Source organism: Pantoea sp. DY-17, assembly GCF_019795975.1.
GTDB lineage: Bacteria > Pseudomonadota > Gammaproteobacteria > Enterobacterales > Enterobacteriaceae > Pantoea > Pantoea leporis.
In genome coordinates this window covers 364,308-380,682 of record NZ_JAIMIG010000004.1, presented here as the reverse complement: position 1 = coordinate 380,682, position 16,375 = coordinate 364,308, and the positions used below count along the sequence as shown (strand labels likewise).

12 protein-coding genes are annotated in these 16,375 nt (G+C 57.1%); 3 read left to right on the top strand and 9 right to left on the bottom strand.

What is annotated here, in order from left to right; genetic code table 11:
• Positions 1–54 precede the first annotated feature (54 nt).
• Genes K5Y33_RS18600 through K5Y33_RS18580 form a run of 5 tightly spaced genes read right to left on the bottom strand, consistent with a single transcriptional unit; the run spans position 55 to position 5,277 of the window.
• Complete coding sequence (locus K5Y33_RS18600) at positions 55–1,020, bottom strand: spore coat U domain-containing protein (RefSeq protein ID WP_222234867.1); 966 nt, start codon at positions 1,018–1,020, stop codon at positions 55–57.
• On the bottom strand, positions 1,017–3,452 hold the full coding sequence (locus tag K5Y33_RS18595; RefSeq protein ID WP_255610367.1) for a fimbria/pilus outer membrane usher protein: 2,436 nt from the start codon (positions 3,450–3,452) through the stop codon (positions 1,017–1,019). Before K5Y33_RS18595 ends, K5Y33_RS18600 begins: the two co-directional genes overlap by 4 nt.
• On the bottom strand, positions 3,452–4,150 hold the full coding sequence (locus tag K5Y33_RS18590; protein WP_222234944.1) for a molecular chaperone: 699 nt from the start codon (positions 4,148–4,150) through the stop codon (positions 3,452–3,454). The genes K5Y33_RS18595 and K5Y33_RS18590 overlap by 1 nt, the downstream gene beginning before the upstream one ends.
• A gap of 24 nt (positions 4,151–4,174) precedes the next feature.
• On the bottom strand, positions 4,175–4,684 hold the full coding sequence (locus K5Y33_RS18585; protein ID WP_222234862.1) for a spore coat U domain-containing protein: 510 nt from the start codon (positions 4,682–4,684) through the stop codon (positions 4,175–4,177).
• A 23-nt stretch (positions 4,685–4,707) separates the two neighbouring features.
• The gene (locus tag K5Y33_RS18580; protein WP_101761803.1) at positions 4,708–5,277 is read right to left on the bottom strand and encodes a spore coat protein U domain-containing protein; all 570 of its coding nucleotides are present in this window, start codon (positions 5,275–5,277) and stop codon (positions 4,708–4,710) included.
• Positions 5,278–5,825: 548 nt separating this feature from the next.
• On the opposite strand from K5Y33_RS18580, the gene K5Y33_RS18575 reads away from it, so the two are divergent.
• The 3 genes from K5Y33_RS18575 (at position 5,826) to K5Y33_RS18565 (ending at position 11,671) form a co-directional block, all read left to right on the top strand.
• The gene (locus K5Y33_RS18575; protein WP_137386532.1) at positions 5,826–7,928 is read left to right on the top strand and encodes a bifunctional diguanylate cyclase/phosphodiesterase; all 2,103 of its coding nucleotides are present in this window, start codon (positions 5,826–5,828) and stop codon (positions 7,926–7,928) included.
• Between the two features lie 158 nt (positions 7,929–8,086).
• On the top strand, positions 8,087–10,177 hold the full coding sequence (locus K5Y33_RS18570) for a bifunctional diguanylate cyclase/phosphodiesterase (RefSeq protein WP_222234860.1): 2,091 nt from the start codon (positions 8,087–8,089) through the stop codon (positions 10,175–10,177).
• Positions 10,178–10,258: 81 nt separating this feature from the next.
• Positions 10,259–11,671, top strand: a complete 1,413-nt coding sequence (locus tag K5Y33_RS18565; RefSeq protein WP_222234943.1) for a PLP-dependent aminotransferase family protein — start codon at positions 10,259–10,261, stop codon at positions 11,669–11,671.
• Here K5Y33_RS18565 and K5Y33_RS18560 read toward each other — a convergent pair.
• The 4 genes from K5Y33_RS18560 to fliR form a co-directional block, all read right to left on the bottom strand.
• Entirely contained in the window at positions 11,668–12,150 is a 483-nt protein-coding gene (locus K5Y33_RS18560) for a YlaC family protein (RefSeq protein ID WP_101761807.1), read from the bottom strand. The two genes, K5Y33_RS18565 and K5Y33_RS18560, sit on opposite strands and share 4 nt — an antisense overlap.
• 224 nt (positions 12,151–12,374) lie before the next feature.
• Positions 12,375–14,477, bottom strand: a complete 2,103-nt coding sequence (locus K5Y33_RS18555; protein WP_222234858.1) for a flagellar biosynthesis protein FlhA — start codon at positions 14,475–14,477, stop codon at positions 12,375–12,377.
• Positions 14,464–15,600: a flagellar biosynthesis protein FlhB gene (flhB, locus tag K5Y33_RS18550; protein ID WP_222234856.1), complete on the bottom strand. Its 1,137-nt coding sequence runs from the start codon at positions 15,598–15,600 to the stop codon at positions 14,464–14,466. Before flhB ends, K5Y33_RS18555 begins: the two co-directional genes overlap by 14 nt.
• Complete coding sequence (gene fliR / locus K5Y33_RS18545) at positions 15,600–16,373, bottom strand: flagellar biosynthetic protein FliR (protein ID WP_222234854.1); 774 nt, start codon at positions 16,371–16,373, stop codon at positions 15,600–15,602. Before fliR ends, flhB begins: the two co-directional genes overlap by 1 nt.
• Between the last annotated feature and the right edge of the window lie 2 nt (positions 16,374–16,375).

Sequence of the window (16,375 nt, the reverse complement as noted above, 5' to 3'; positions counted from 1 at the left end):
GCGCCTTCTCCCGCCTGCGGGAGAAGGCTGGGATGAGGGACTGCGCGCACCCCGCTAAAACGACACATCCACCACCACGCTATCGGTATAATTCCCCGCCGCGGGCGTATTCTGCGTGGTCAAAATCTGCGCCGTATAGGTAAAGTTGCGCGTCACGGTATCCGCATTCAACGATGTCGAGGTGGTGCTGCTCCAGCGATCGGTGCCGGTCGGTCCCCAGCGCGATGTGGTGGTGGTGCCTTTGTAGATGTCATACGCCAGCCGGTTAGTTCCGCTCGCCATCTGCCGCGTGGTGCCGCTGTAGTAACTGCCGTTGCTCAAGCCCACGGTATAAGTGCTGCCCTTCGAACACACCACGTTAATCGTCTGCTGCACCGTTGAGAAACTGCCCACCAAAGGCGCGCTGCCAAAACTGACGTTGGGCGCAGTGATGGTGGTGCAATCGTTGGTGACCACCAGATTCACGGTAATCGGCATCGCCGTGCCGGTGCTGGTTTGCACCGTTCCTACACACAATCCTGCCACGTTCAACCCGGCGCACACCGTATAACTCACGGTAATGGTAATGGTGGTGGTATAGGTGCCGGCGGCGATCACCTGGCCGGGTACGGTGCGGAAGTAGAGCGGAATATTGAAGTTAAGGGTGTTTCCCAACGCCAGCAGCGAGGCTGAACTCCAGCGATAGCTGCCGCCCTGCTGTAATTCGGTGGCGCAGGCGCTGTCGATACACAGCTGAATCGGAATGTTATCGGTGCCGCCGCTGGCGGTTTTCAACACGGCACGCGTGCCGCTGAGGTTTGAGGCGGTGGTAAAGGCATAGGTGATGTTATCGGAGCCCAGCAGCGAAAGCGTACCCGAACCGCAGTTGACGTTAGTGGTGCTTGAGGTGTTATTCACCGTTGAAGCGACGGAAAACGTGGTAACCGATCCGAACGTGGCGGCGGGGGCCGATAAGCTACACAACGCATAGCTGGTGCCCGGCAGTAAAAACAGCGCCAGCAGGAGCAGAAGCTTTCTCATGGTGAAATCCCTGACGGTGAATTATCCGCGCTGCTCACCGCAGAGCCTTGCGGTGGCGGTGGCAGCGGGCAGGTAAGCGGTCCGTAAGTTTCCAGCGCTTTTGGCTGCCCGTCGGCGATAGCCAGTTGCGTATCGCAGCTGCGTCCATCCGGCGTCACCACATGAATCGGGTTATTAGCACCGAGATCTTCCATCCACACAATGCCGTCCCAGCCGACATATTCGGTGGCCTGATTCGGACGTAACACCTGGCTGGAAATCGGCAGCGGCTGATGATTGCTGTCATGCAGTACCACGCTGGCGGCGCGCAGACGCTCCACCGGGAAGTTGAGCAGATAGCCGCTCTTACGCTTCACCGCAAAGCGTTGTTCAACCTTCGGCGCGGTGCGATCGGCGGGCAGGTCCAGCGTATCGATGTCGTATTTGGCGCCGTAATAGCTGCTGATCGATGGCACCAGCAGATAGCCTTGTTTATCGGTGCGGCCCATCGTCTGGTTCTCATAACGCACCGTGACATCCGGATAATCGGTTTTCACCACCACAAAGGCATCGTTAATGTCGTTGGCAGCGAACACGCGGTTATCCATCAATACCACCGAGCCGGTAAAATCGGCCCATTGCGTGGTGTTGTCGTTATCGCCGTAGAAACCGGCTGAGGTATCAATTTTGTTATTGCGATAACGCAGGCTGCCCTGGCGATAATCGCCGCTGTCGCTGGCCTGATTAGCCCAAGCCGCATCCCAGGAGAAGCCACCGTCGGTGGGCATCGCGCGCGACACATACAGACGCTGGCTGTTATTGCCCTCCTGATCGCGTTCCGTACTTACCGAGGCGCTGCTCTGTTCGCCGAACGGGATGATCAGCGAAATGGCGCCGCTCCAGTTGCCCTGATCCTGATCGCGGCTGGCGGAGATATACAGGCTGCTGTTGCCCCACAGATTTTTACTCCACGACAGATTTAATAAACGGGTGCGGTCACCGTTGCCGCCGGAGATATCAAAATAAGCCAGGCCAAGGCTGCCGTAGTCACTTAGCGACACGCTGGCGGTGTATTGCGCGCTGCGTCGCGCCAGCGAGTAACTGGTGTTGGCGCTGTCGCCACGGCTGCCGACCAGCGCGAGATTCCCGAAATCGACGCTGCGAATGATGTGCTGGGTTCCCAGGCTGAACCAACTATTGTTGTACTGATAGCCCCAGCTGTATTGCGTGCCGGGATTACCGTCCATCTGGCTCTGCGCCAGCGCGCCATTCACCACGCCAAAACTGCCGAGCTTCACCAATCCACCCGCGCCGCCCATCGCCACGCTGTCGCTGCCTTCCGCATGGCTCTCCAGCGTCAGCCAGTCGTTCAGCCCGTAGCGATAGGAGCCGCTGGCCGCCGCCGCACCGTAATCAAAATTGTTGATGCCGTAGTTTTCGCGAATGGCACCGGCGGAGAATGAATAATCGGATAACCCGGTTTTCAGCAAGCTGCTGGAGACGTAAAACGGCAGCGTGGTGGTGACTTGTCGGCCCACCGCATCGGTGGTGGTGATCACTGCATCGCCGGCGCCGTTAACGAAAGGGACATTGGTGAGCGACCACGGGCCCGGTTGCACGTCGGCCTGTGTGCTGCGATAGCCGTTGATAAACAGATCGACCGAAGAGGGCACCGCCGCCTGGCCGGAAAAGGCGGGCAGCGGATAGGTCACCAGATCCGGCCGTACGCTGAAGTCGCGGCCAATCTGCACGCCACCCAGCCGCACGCTGTTGCTCCAGCTCAGCGCATCAGTAACCAAATCCCCGGCGCGCCAACTGATCGCTGCGTTCTCGTTTTCATTACTGAACCAGCTATCGTAGCGGATATAGCCTTCCTGCTGACCGGCAACGCCACCTTCCAGTTGCTGCACGTAAACGCCGTTGGTAGAAAACTGACCAGCCGGGCCAAACAAGCGCAGTTCGTTCCAGCTGGAGAGGCGCGAACCGGCGTTATCGGTACGGGTGGCGTAAAAGTCATAGTTGAGCAGCGCGCCATTGCTGGCGCGACCGGGAAAGCGCGGTGCATGCTGTAACTGGCCAATGGTTTGACCCGGCAGCCAGGCGGGTGGCACCGTCAATAACAGGCGCTGGCGTCGTTCGTCATACTCCACTTTCGCTCCGCTGAGTTGATTGACATCGATCTGCTGACCTTGCAGTTTCTCGGCCGGAATACCGGCGCGTTGCAGATCGCCGCGTCGCAGCCAGAAATCGCCATTCTTACGTTCAACCGGCACGATGTCGCCACGTTCGCCCTGATTCACCACCAGTTCCAGCATGTATTGCTGACCGCTGGCGTTATTCTCCAGCGCAGGCGGCGGTGGCAGTTCGGAGAAGGTCTCCGCGCTGCTACTCATCGGACTGACACAAAGCACGCTGGCGACGGCCAGCGTGCAGGGATGCGGCGTAAACTTCATCAACGCGCGGCCGCGCTGCTCCAGTGACCTTTATTCATTTCGGCCGACAGCTCACCGCTCACGCTGCGGGTTAACGGCCAGCGATGGCTGCTGTTGGCCAGCACATAGCCAAACAAGCCATTGCCCATTTTGCGTCCGCCAATTGTGACGTTACTTAAACGCGCGTGGCCGTTACCGCGATTGGTCAGCTCCAGCCAGCGTTTGCCGCCGCTGTTCACTTCCTGCCAGCTCAGCTGCGGTTTTGCCGTGTCGCGCGTCACGCCGTTGCCGTAGATGAACAGCGGCACCGAATAGCGCATCTGGAAAGTGAGTCCGGCCTGATTCTCGCCCGGCGTACGCGGCGTAGGGATCTCATCCAGCACCACGCGAAAGGCCACTTCACGTCCGGCTTCAGGTGGCGTTTGCTTAATTAAACGCACCAGCTGCTTCTGCCCTGGCTCGAGGCGCACCATCGGCGGGCTCGCCACCACTTGCTGCTGGGTTTGATACTGCTCCTGGCCGTTAACCTGCTGCCAGCTGAAGATGCGCACCTGCATCATGGTGGTGGCATTGCCGCGATTCTCCAGCCACAGCTCGCTGGCTTTATCTTCCGGATCAATCGCCGGATCGATCGGCCACACCATCAGCGAATTAGCGGCATGCACCGCAGGCGTTAGGGCCACAAATAACAACAGGATCAGGGCGCGCAGGTTCATCATCATTCCTCCTTTTAAGTGACGCCATCACCAACTCAGCGTGACGGTTAAAGTGTCGGTATAGGTCCCGGCGCGCGTGGGGCCGGGCAGCGTTAATAAGCCGTAAATCGGCAACGTGATGTTGTTGGCATTGCTGTAGCTCAGCGCCATCGGGCTATTCACCGGAATTGCCGTGGTGTGTGCCGCATTGGTATACAGGCTGTACGCCACGGTATTGGTGTTACTGGTGTGTTTGAGATTGCGCGTGGAGGTGTAATTACTGCCGCCGTTGATGCTCATACTCACGGCGGTGCCTGGCGTGCAGGCGAGCGTGATAGTGGTGCTTTGCACATAGCTGGCGCTGACGCTGCTCGCGGTCACGCCAGATTGGGTACCAAAATTAAGCGTGCCAAATACCCCGGTATTGGTTCCGGAGACAACACAGCCTGCCACTACTGATGCTGAAACCTGAAACGTTGCGGTCGGCAACCCCCAGGCGGAGACGCTCCCTATCAGCAGGGCAAGGCCGCCTGCACTGTGCACCCACCGCTGCACCACGGCCTCCCTGATTATCCTTTCCCTCAGTAATTCACCGCCACGTTGATGGTGTCGGTGTAGGTCCCTGCCGGAATCAAGGGGTTAAAGCCGCCACCCACAACCTGACCATAAATGGCGTAGTTGGTCCCGAGTGTGGGATCGGTGGTACCACTGGCAGCGATATTGGTGTTGTTGGCGATGGCGGTAGTGAATGCGGCGTCGCTATACAGCGTATAGGCAATGCCTTGCGTATTGTTGGAGCCGAGGATCAGGTAGCGTGGCTGGCCACTCACCGTGCCGTAAACGGTCGCCGGTGCAGCGTTGCTGCTGGTGACCTGCACGTTGAAAGTTTGTCCGGTGGTGCAGCGAACAAAGATGCCGTTACCTGCTGCGCCAACCAGGGTGGCATTGAGCGTATCAAAAGTGGCTGCGCTGCTACCAAAGTTCAGGGTACCGAAGTTCACTCCCGCCGTTGCCGATTGACCGTTCACCAAACAACCGGTGGTCAGCGTCAACGTCGCATTGATGGTTCCCGTTGTGGTGGCGGCAAAAACAGCATGAGGTGCCAGTGCGGCGCTTAGGCTAGACGCCACAAGAAAAAGCTTGAGTTTCATAATCATTCCTTACTGATTATCCAAGGTCAGTGCTTTTTCACCTGGTCATACATTTATGGAAATACATCCGAAATCAAACAAGAGCCGCAATGGACTCGACAGCGTAAGCGCCTGCCGCCTAAGAAAATTCCTGGATGGCGGATTAATGATTTATATCAGTTTTATTTACTATAGATCAGCAAATTGGCCCCTGTATGCAGATGGTTCAATTTTTCCCTAATCAATTCACACTTTTCGCCGATAACTTAGTAATCACAAGGGGTAGCGAGCGGTTAAAAAAACTAAATAGACGATGATTTCACCCTCTACCGCGCGCTTCGGTTCAATGTTATGTTCGTGCATTAATCAGATATTATTAATTTTTTGCTTAACGACTGACGATGAAAATAAAAAAAATCCGCACGACAACTCCAGATTTTTCTGGACCAGTTCTGTATTGAACTGCGCCGCAGGGGGACATTAATCGCCCTTGATCGGCGCTTTATCATTCTTGTTTTGTTTTGACGACACCGCACCCGCTCCGCAGCGGGTGGAGTTTAGGAGCGCACATGCTGCTGGTTACCTGGGATAGCGTTCTGGTTACCGTTTCACTGATCGTGGCCTTCATTGCCGCGTTCACCGCCTTAGATACCGCCGGGCGCGTGGCCGTTTCACGCGGTTATCTGGCAACACTGTGGTTGATCGGCGGGGGCACCGCGATGGGCATCGGCGTGTGGGCAATGCACTTTATTGGCATGCTGGCGATGATGATGCCGATGACCATGCGCTACAACGTCGAGCTGACCGCCATCTCATTGCTGGTGGCGATTATCAGCGCCATCTTCGCCTTTGCGCAGGGCGTGCAGGGCAGTCATCTCACCCGACGCCGCTTAATTCGCGGCACCCTTATCATGGGAAGCGGCATCATTGTCATGCACTACCTCGGCATGAACGCGCTGATGATTGCCACCCCGATTTACTGGAATCTGCCGCTGGTGGCGCTCTCGGTGCTGATTGCCTACGCAGCATCAGGTGCGGCGTTGTGGCTGGCGTTTCATCTGCGCCAGGGCGAAAGCCTGCTGCTGCTGCGTGCCTGCGCGGCACTGGTGATGGGCATTGCGATTGCCGGCATGCATTACACCGGCATGGCGGCAGCAGAATTCGTTATGCCGGTGAGCATGCAACATCACGGCGCCAGCGAAGAGGGAATGGCGGTGTGGGTCACGATTATCACGCTGAGCATTCTGGGGCTGATGTTGCTGATCTCGATGCTGGATGCGCAACTGCGTGCCGCGCGTCTCGCCGCCAAACTCAAGCGCGCCAACAGCGAGCTACGTCAGCTGGCGATGCATGATAACCTCACCGCGCTGCCAAATCGCGTGATGCTGGAGCAGCAACTCACCACGGCGATCAAGCAGGCGACGCTGCAGGATGAAAACTTCGCGCTGATGTTCATGGATCTGGATGGTTTCAAAGCCATTAACGACACATGGGGCCATCACGTTGGCGACCGCTTGCTGATCGCGGTAGCCGATCGTTTGCGCGATGAACTGAGTGAGGAGATTCTTTTGGCGCGTCTGGGCGGCGATGAATTCGTCATACTGTGCCCGCAATTTCATCTGCATCAGGCCACCAAACTGGCGCAGCGTTTGGTTCAAATCATTGATGCGCCTTTCGAACTTGATCGCTATTCGCTGCGCGTCTCGCTCAGCGTCGGTATCGTTATCTTCCCGCTGCATGGTCGCAGCCAGCAGGAGCTGATGTTCAACGCCGACTCCGCCATGTATCACACCAAACACAGCGGGCGTAACGGCTGGTGCCTGTTTGAACCGGCGATGAGCGCGGTGGCGCAGCATCAGTTGGCGCTGGCTAACGATCTGTGGAACGCGCTGGAGTATCAGGAGATGCGCCTGTTCTATCAGCCAAAATTCCGCGCGGGTGGCACCGTATTAATGGGCTTCGAGGCGCTGCTGCGCTGGCAGCATCCGCGTCGTGGCCTGCTGATGCCCGATATGTTTCTGGCGCGCGCCGAGAAAACCGGGCAAATTGTCGCGCTGGGTAACTGGGTGATCAATGAAGCCTGCCGCCAGCTGAAGCAGTGGCACGATGAAGGTAACGGCGACTGGACGGTATCGGTCAATCTCTCGGCTCTGCAGTTTCAGCAGCGTGATTTGATTGAGAGCGTGCGCCAGGCATTGCAGCGCCATCAAATCCCTGACGGGGCGTTGATGCTGGAAATTACCGAGAACATTGCGATGCGCGATCCGCAGTTCAGCCAGCAGCGCATTGCCGAACTGCATCGTCTTGGGGTGAAAGTGGCGATTGATAACTTCGGCATCGGCTACGCCAACTTGCTGCACTTGAAACACCTCGAAGCCAGCGAGTTGAAAATCGACCGCGCCTTTATCAACAGTTTGCGCGCCGGCAGCGAAGACGCCACGGTGGTCACTGCGATGTTGACGCTGGCACAAACGCTTAACCTGCGCATGGTGGCGGAAGGGGTCGAAACCGAGGAGCAGCAGCGTTTGCTCACCGGGTTAGGCTTCGACACGCTGCAAGGTTATCTGCTCGGCAAGCCCACGCCAGCCGATCGCATCGGTGAATTTACCGCTGCGCTTGCGGTGCCGCTGGCCTTTAGCGATAACGTGGTGCCGCTGGCGGGCGCGCAATAAACAATTTTTAGTTTCTTCCCCATCGGAAGGTTTCATCGTTCAAAAACTCATATCGGCAGTTACGCTGCCGATAATTCCTACAATAAAACCAATAGACCGCACTTTTTTAACAACAACACCACAGCTGACTTACACCGGCTTTTACTTGGGAAATCACTATGTTAGTGACTTCGTACGATTCGTTTACCGTCATCGTCTCGATTCTGGTAGCGATGCTGGCCTCGTTTACTGCGCTTGATATGGCAGGGCGCGTGGCTTCCTCAACTGGCAAGGTGGCGCTGGTTTGGTTATTCGGCGGTGGATTCGCTATGGGCGTGGGCATCTGGGCGATGCACTTCATTGGCATGCTGTCGATGAGCCTCGATATGGTCATGAGCTATGATCCCACGCTCACCGTCACCTCCATGGTGGTGGCGATATTAGCCTCGGTTTTTGCGCTGTGGCTGGTGTGCTCAACGCCGACCTTGCCGTGGCTGCGACTGTGTGGAGGCGCTGTGGTGCTGGGTTCCGGCGTGGTCGCCATGCACTACACCGGCATGGCGGCGCTGATGTTTACGCCCGGCATCACCTGGAATTGGGGTTGGGTGGCGGCATCGGTGGCGATTGCGCTGGTGGCCTCAGGCGCCGCGCTCTGGCTGGCGTTTAACCTGCGCGAAGGTCACGGTCGCGTCACCGCGCTGCGTTTAGGCGCATCGGTGGTGATGGGCTGTGCGATTGCCGGCATGCACTACACCGGCATGGCGGCGGCCAATTTCCCGATGCACAGCCATGCAACGCACATGGGCGTAAACAGCAACTGGCTGGCGGTGGTGGTGACGGTGGTGACGCTAGCGATCCTCGGCATTACTTTGCTGGTCTCAATGCTCGATGCACGTCTGCAAGCGCGCACCTCGATCCTCGCCCACTCGCTGGCGGAAGCCAACCGTGAGCTGGCACAGCTGGCGCTACACGATAACCTGACGCGTCTGCCCAACCGTATTTTGTTAGAAGATCGTCTGGAGCAAGCCCTCAATAAAGCCAACCGTGAGAAAACGCAGTTTGCGCTGATGTTTATGGATCTGGATGGCTTCAAAGCGGTAAATGACGCTTTTGGCCATCACGTGGGCGACAACCTGCTGATTGGCGTGACCGAGCGCATGACCGAACAGATGAAAGGGCACTACACGCTGGCGCGCATGGGCGGCGACGAGTTTGTGCTGCTGCTGGAAATTGATGAACCCAATGATGCCGCAGCGGTTGCTGATACGCTGGTGAAAGCGGTGGATCGCCCATTCGATATCTCGCGCTATGAGCTGGTGGTGTCGCTGAGTATTGGAATTGCGGTTTACCCCGGTGACGGCAAAGATGATCGCGAGCTGATGTTCAACGCCGATGCCGCCATGTATCACACCAAGAACAACGGCCGCAACGGTTACACCTTCTTCCAGCCGTCAATGAACACGCTGGCGCAGTCGCAATTGCAGCTGAACAACGATCTGTGGCAAGCGCTGGATAACGAAGAGTTACGCCTGTTCTATCAGCCCAAATACTGCGCGCCGAGCGGCCCGATCCTTGGCTTTGAAGCGCTGCTGCGCTGGCAGCATCCTTCACGCGGTCTGCTGGCGCCGGACGCCTTTCTGCCGATGGCGGAAAAGACCGGCATGATCATTAACATCGGCAATTGGGTGATCAACGAAGCCTGTCGCCAGTTGCGTGCCTGGCATCTGCAGGGTCATCCGCACTGGTCGGTGGCGGTCAATTTGTCGGCTGTACAATTTGAGCAAAGCAATCTGGTGGAAACCGTTACCGAGGCGCTGACGCAGCACCAGATTCCGGCTGAACTTTTGACGCTGGAAGTGACCGAAACCACGGCGATGCGCGATCCGGAAGAGAGCGTGCGTATCCTCACCGAACTCACCAACATGGGCGTAAAAGCCTCGATTGATGATTTCGGCACCGGTTACTCCAGCTTGTTGTATCTCAAGCGGTTACCGGCCAGCGAGCTGAAAATCGATCGCGCTTTTGTTAATGAACTGCAGGCGCATTCGGAAGATGCCACCATCGTCTCCGCCATTGTCGCGCTGGCGCAGTCGTTGCATCTGAAAGTGGTCGCCGAAGGGGTAGAAACCCAGGGTCAACAGGCGTTCCTCACCGGTTTAGGCTGCGATACGTTGCAGGGCTATTTGCTGGGCAAACCGGTGCCGCCGGAACGCATTGGCGAGTTGCCGAATTTTTATCAAGAAGAGTTAGCGCTGGAGCAGGTGCCTTAACGCCTTCATTCCCTCTCCCGCTTGCGGGAGAGGGTTAGGGTGAGGGAAACTAGCCGCCAAATCCTCTACATCGGAGTTCGGGTGGCGAAATATCAGCAGTTGGTCGAGCAGCTTCGCACGCAAATCGAGGCGCGCATCTGGCCGCCGGGCGAAAAACTGCCGTCGCTACGTCAGCAGGCGGAGCAGAGCGGGTTGAGCCTGATGACGGTGATGCACGCCTATGAGGTGCTGGAGAGTCAGGGCTGGATCGTCTCAAAGCCGCAATCCGGCTATTACGTGGCGCCGCGCGCCGCCGAAAGCCGTCCGCGACTGCCCACGCAAGAGATCGGCAAAACCGATCAGGCGGATACCAACAGCTTCGTGTTCGACGTGCTGCAAGCCACGCGCAATCCCGCCATCATGCCGTTTGGCTCAGCCTTTCCCGATCCCGAACTCTTCCCGCAGCGCCAGCTGATGCGCTCGCTGGTAAAAGTCTCACACAACTTAAAGCCCACCGATGCGCTCAACAACCTGCCGCCAGGCAATGAAGCGCTGCGCAAAATTCTCGCCCAGCGCTATGCACAGCAGGGCATCACGCTGTCGCCGGATGACATCGTCATTACCAATGGCGCAATGGAAGCGCTCAACCTCAGCCTGCAAGCCGTCACCGAACCCGGTGATTGGGTGATCCTCGAAAACCCGTCGTTTTATGGTGCGCTACAGGCGATAGAACGCCTCAAGCTGAACGCGATTGCCATCGCCAGCGATGTCGAACACGGCATGGATCTGGATGAGCTGGAGCAGGCCTTGCAGCGCTGGCCGGTGAAAGCCTGCTGGCTGATGACCAACCGGCAAAATCCGCTCGGCTTCACCCTGAGCGCCGAGCGCAAGCAGCAGTTGGTGGAACTGCTGGCGCGCTACAACGTGGCGATGATTGAAGACGATGTGTACGGCGATCTGTATGAAGGCCATGACAAACCGCTGCCGGCTAAAGCTTTTGATCTTGATGGCAACGTGCTGCACTGCGGAAGTTTCTCGAAGAATCTGGTGGCGGGATTTCGTGTCGGTTGGGTGGCTGCCGGACGTCATGCGCAGCGCGTGCAGCGTATTCAGTTGATGAGCACGCTCTCGACCAGCGCGCCGATGCAGCTGGCCCTGGCCGATTTCCTCAGCACGCGCAGCTACGATACGCATTTAAAGAAGCTAAGGCAGACGCTGGCTAAACGTAAGCAGCTGGCGCAACAGGCGCTGCGCCGGGTATTACCTGCTGAGGCCAGCATCAGCGATACGCCGGGCGGTTATTTTCTCTGGGTTGCGCTGCCGGCGCAGATCAATACTACTGAGCTGTATCATTTGGCCTTGCAGCAGGGCATCAGTATCGCGCCCGGCCAGCTGTTTTCCAGCCGCGAGGGCTTTAGCCACTGTTTCCGCTTCAACACCGCCTGGCCGTGGGATGCACGCGCCGAGGCGGCGGTAGAGACGTTGGGAAAACTGATTAGCAAGCTAAACGGTTAAACCTGGGCCGCCTGCTGGTGGCCCCAGGTGAGATAGTAAACGTCGTAGAAATCCACTTCACCTTTCTGCTTCATCAGGCGATCAATGCCGCTGCGTACGCGCTCCGGCGTGTGGGGGTTATCGAGGATCTTATCCAGCGCTTGTTGAGAAACCGGCTGCACGTAATACCATTCGCCGTTGTAACAAACGCGCAAATCCAGCGTGTCGATATCTTCGAAGCGATATTTCGGGTTGATATCCATCAGCATCAGCACGCTCATCACCACCACAAACACCGTGGCAAACCAGAACGCTGGCCAGCCGAGCATGTCGGTTGAAAAGATCAGCGCCACGCACAGCGCGTAGCACAGATACATGATGGCCCAGAGCCCCGGATGGGTTTTGAGGAAGGAAAAGCTAAAGCGCGGCAAATTATCACGCTGTCCTTCGCGGTTCAGCGTGGCGATTTCGTCGAGCAGGATTTGTTTGATCGCGTCCATTGTTCACCTCTAATTATCACTGCCTGCCAGTAAAGCACATAACAGTGAAGCGAATTAGAGACAGATTCGCTGTGTTTTTTTATAACAGTTGCGAGGGGTCGGTGTTTCCCTCACCCTAACCCTCTCCCGCAAGCGGGCGAGGGAACCGATTGAGCCCGTTCTAACTACCCTTTCTACTTGTGGGAAAGGGCCGGGGTGAGGGCATCAAGCCGCAGAGGAATAAATCAAGAAACCTGACCCACAATCTGCAAATTCGCATCATCTGGAACTTCGTTGTACGACAACACATTCAACCCATTGGCAAACAGACGGGCGTAGCGCGCAATCAGCGGGCGCAGTTGCGGCGTTACCAGCAGCACCTGCGTCAGGTTCTGCGCTTTCAACTGCTCCACCATCACCGGCAGCGTGCTTTGCAGCTGCGTCAGAATATTCGGATCAACCGGGAAGCTATCCAGCGCCACTTTGCCGGCTTGCTGTGCCTGATTCAGCGCCGCCAGCAGCAGATTCTCCAGGCTGTTTTCCAGCGTATAAGCCGACAGCGGTTTGTTGTCCGGCGCAATCGCCGCCACCATGGCGCGACGCAGGGCATAGCGCACATCGGAAGTCAGCAGGATCGGATCTTTGGTGATCGCCGCGCTCTCCAGCAACGTCGTCGCGATGGTGGTGATGTCTTTCAGCGACACCTGATCGTTCAGCAGCAGACGATACACTTTCAGCTGCAAGCTGAAGTTCACCGCCGCATTCACATCCTCCGACAGCTTAGGCGCCACATTCGCCAGACGCTGATGCAGCTGAGTGATGTCATCGTAGTTAAACAGCTCCGGCAGATTCTCGCGCACCACTTTATTCACATGGGTGGCCACCACGCTGGCGCAATCCACCACCTGATAACCCAGGTTCAGTGCTTTGGCTTTCTGCTCGGGCAGAATCCACGTCACCGCCATGCCGTAGGCCGGATCGGTATCCAATACGCCATCGATTTCGCCGTACTGTTCCGGCGTCGGGATCGCCATCAGACGATCGGCATGCACTTCGCCGACGGCGGTGCGCACACCATTGATCTTGATCGCGTACTGCGCCGGCTTGAGGTGGAAATCTTCGCGCAACGCAATTTCCGGCAGCAGCACGCCGCTGGTTTCCGACACCACTTGCCGCACGCCACGCATACGCAGCGTCAGCGGCGCACCTTTGCCTTTATCCACCAGCGTCACCAGCTTGTAGCCGAGATTCAGCCCGATTGGCTCAACCATCGGGATAGTGTCCCACCCGATGGCGGGCTGATCGTCCGGCTGCGTCAGCGCCTGGTTGATCGCTTCCATAGCGTGATGATCTTGCGTCGGCGCTTTGATTTTCTGGCTTTGACGCCACGCAGCGAACAGCAGCAGGCCGGTAAATACCAGGAACACCAGATGCGGCATGCCCGGCACCACCGCCAGCACAAACATCACGGCCGCAGCGGTATACAGCGTACCTGGCTTAGCCAGCAGCTGAGACTTGATGTCATCGCCCATGTCCGCACCATCGCTGATGCGCGTCACGATAATCGCCGCCGCCGTTGAGAGCAGCAGTGAAGGAATTTGTCCGACTAAGCCATCACCGATGGTCAGCAGGACATATTGTTCAAACGCTTGTCCTGCCGGTAAACCGTATTTGAATACGCCAATCAAAATACCGCCAACCACGTTAATCAGCAGGATCATGATGCCGGCGATGGCGTCGCCGCGTACGAATTTGGACGCGCCATCCATTGCACCGTAGAAGTCGGCTTCGTTTGCCACATCCTGGCGACGCGTGCGCGCCTGTTCCTGATTGATCAACCCGGCATTGAGATCGGCATCGATCGCCATCTGTTTGCCTGGCAACGCATCAAGCGTAAAGCGCGCCGAGACTTCAGATATACGTTCGGCACCTTTGGTGACCACCACAAAGTTGATGATCATCAGAATGACGAACACCACAAAACCAACGACAAAATTACCGCCAATCACCACATTACCGAAGGCTTCAATCACCTTACCGGCGGCGCCGACGCCTTCGTGGCCGTTAAGCAGCACCACGCGCGTTGAGGCGACGTTGAGCGTCAAACGCATCAACGTGGTAACCAGCAACACGGTGGGGAAGATGGAGAAATCCAGCGGACGTTTACTGTTCACGCTCGCCAGCAGCACCATGATCGCCAGCACGATGTTAAAGGTGAATAACACATCCAGCACAATCGGCGGCAGGGGCAAAATCACCATTGCCAGCACGCTGAGCAGCAGCACCGGTACGCCGATGTGTGCCTGGCGCAGCATCTGGCTTAACTGGCGCGGATTAAATTGGCTCATGAGCTTTCATTACCTCATCTAAGTTCGGCAGTTGGGTATCCAGCCGCGGTTTTTCGCCCTGGCCACTACGCCAGGTTTGCAGTTGCATCACGTAAGTCAGCACCTGTGCAATCGGACGGAACAGGGCTGCGGGAATTTGTTGGTTGATACGCGTGCTGCGATAGACAGCGCGCGCCAGCGGCGGAAACTCCACCACATCAATCTTGTGTTTACCGGCCACGCTTCGGATGTAGAGCGCGACGTCATCCACACCTTTGGCCACCACGTAGGGTGCAGCGGCCTTTTTCGGGTCGTATTTCAGCGCCACCGCGAAGTGCGTGGGGTTGGTGATCACCACATCCGCCAGCGGCACTTGCTGGTTAATCTGGCCCATCGCCATCTGGCGTTGCAGGTTACGAATGCGGCCTTTTACCTGCGGATTTCCTTCGTTGTTCTTGTGCTCATCGCGCACCTCTTTCTTCGACATCTTCATTTTTTTGGTGAAGAAGAATTTGGTCAGCGGCACATCAATCACCGCGAACAGCACGATGGTGAGGATAAACAGCCGCATCATCGACTCGAACAGGTGCAGGCCCTGATTGATGGCGTCGCGTAAAAACAGGCCTTGCAGATCCATCATCGCAGTCAGATTGCCGGTAATGGTGCTCCACAGCAGCGCCAGCATCAGCAAACATTTGGCGATCATCTTCAACACCTCAACGTAGTGCTGCATCGAGAACATGCGCTTTACTCCGCTGATCGGATTGAGCTTTTTAAAGTCTGGCTTAATGCGTGTCAGCACAAAGATCCAGCCACCCGGCACCAGCGTTGAAAGGGCGGCGGCGAAAGGGATCGGGATCAGCGTGACGATAAATTTCATGATGATCAGCACCTGCGTCAGCATAAACTGGTGCAGCGCGCCGTCATCCTGGATGCGATCGGCCATCTGGCGTACGGCCTGAAAGGACGCCTGGATTAACCCCCGATAGTAGGGAAAAAACAGGCCCATCATCACCAGCGCCATCACCAGGCTAACGGCCAGGTTCACCTCTTTGGAGCGGGGAATGTCGCCTTTTTCACGCGCTTTACGCAGTTTTCCCGGGCTGGGTTTTTCGCTCTTATCACCACTTCCTGCATCGGCCATCAGTAGCTCCTCATTTTTTCCAACATACCGAGCACCTGATTGGTGAGCTCAAGGTAGTGGCTGCCGACATTGCCCATCAGCAAGGTGAAGCAGAACAGGCCGAACAGCATGCTGATCGGGAAGCCCAGCGCGAACAGGTTCAGCGTCGGTGAAATGCGGTTCAGCAGGCCAAATACGCCCTGTACCAGCATCATGATGATCACCGTCGGCATCGCCAGCAGCAGCGCGCCGCTGAAGATCCAGCCCACGCCGCCCGATAGCGTACGCAGGGAAATCTCATTAATTGCCTGGCCAATCGGCCAGTAGGTAAAACCGCTAAACAGAATCGACATCAGCAGCAAATGCCCATCCATGCTGAAAAACAGCAGCGCGGCCCACACCTGAATAATCTGTGAGATCACCATGGTGGAACTGCCGCTGGTGGGATCGTTCATCACCGCCATGCCGAGGCCCATGTTCATCGACAAAATATTGCCCGCCGTCTGCAGCGCCCAGAAGGTCCACCACAGCATCTGGCCAAACAGGAAGCCCCAGAAAATTTGCTCGCCGGTCAAAATCAAACTCTGTACCGACATCAGGTCACGCAGCACCACGTTGTGCGCCAGCATCGGCGTCATAATGATGCTGAGCAGCAGCGCCAGACCCAGTTTGGCCTTGCGCGAAAAAGCCCGGTTATCCAGCAGCGGGCAAACGTGCATAAAGGCATAGATGCGCACGAAGGGCAGCCACAGCGCGAAGATCGGTTGGATCAGATCGTTGATGGCGATATCCATCG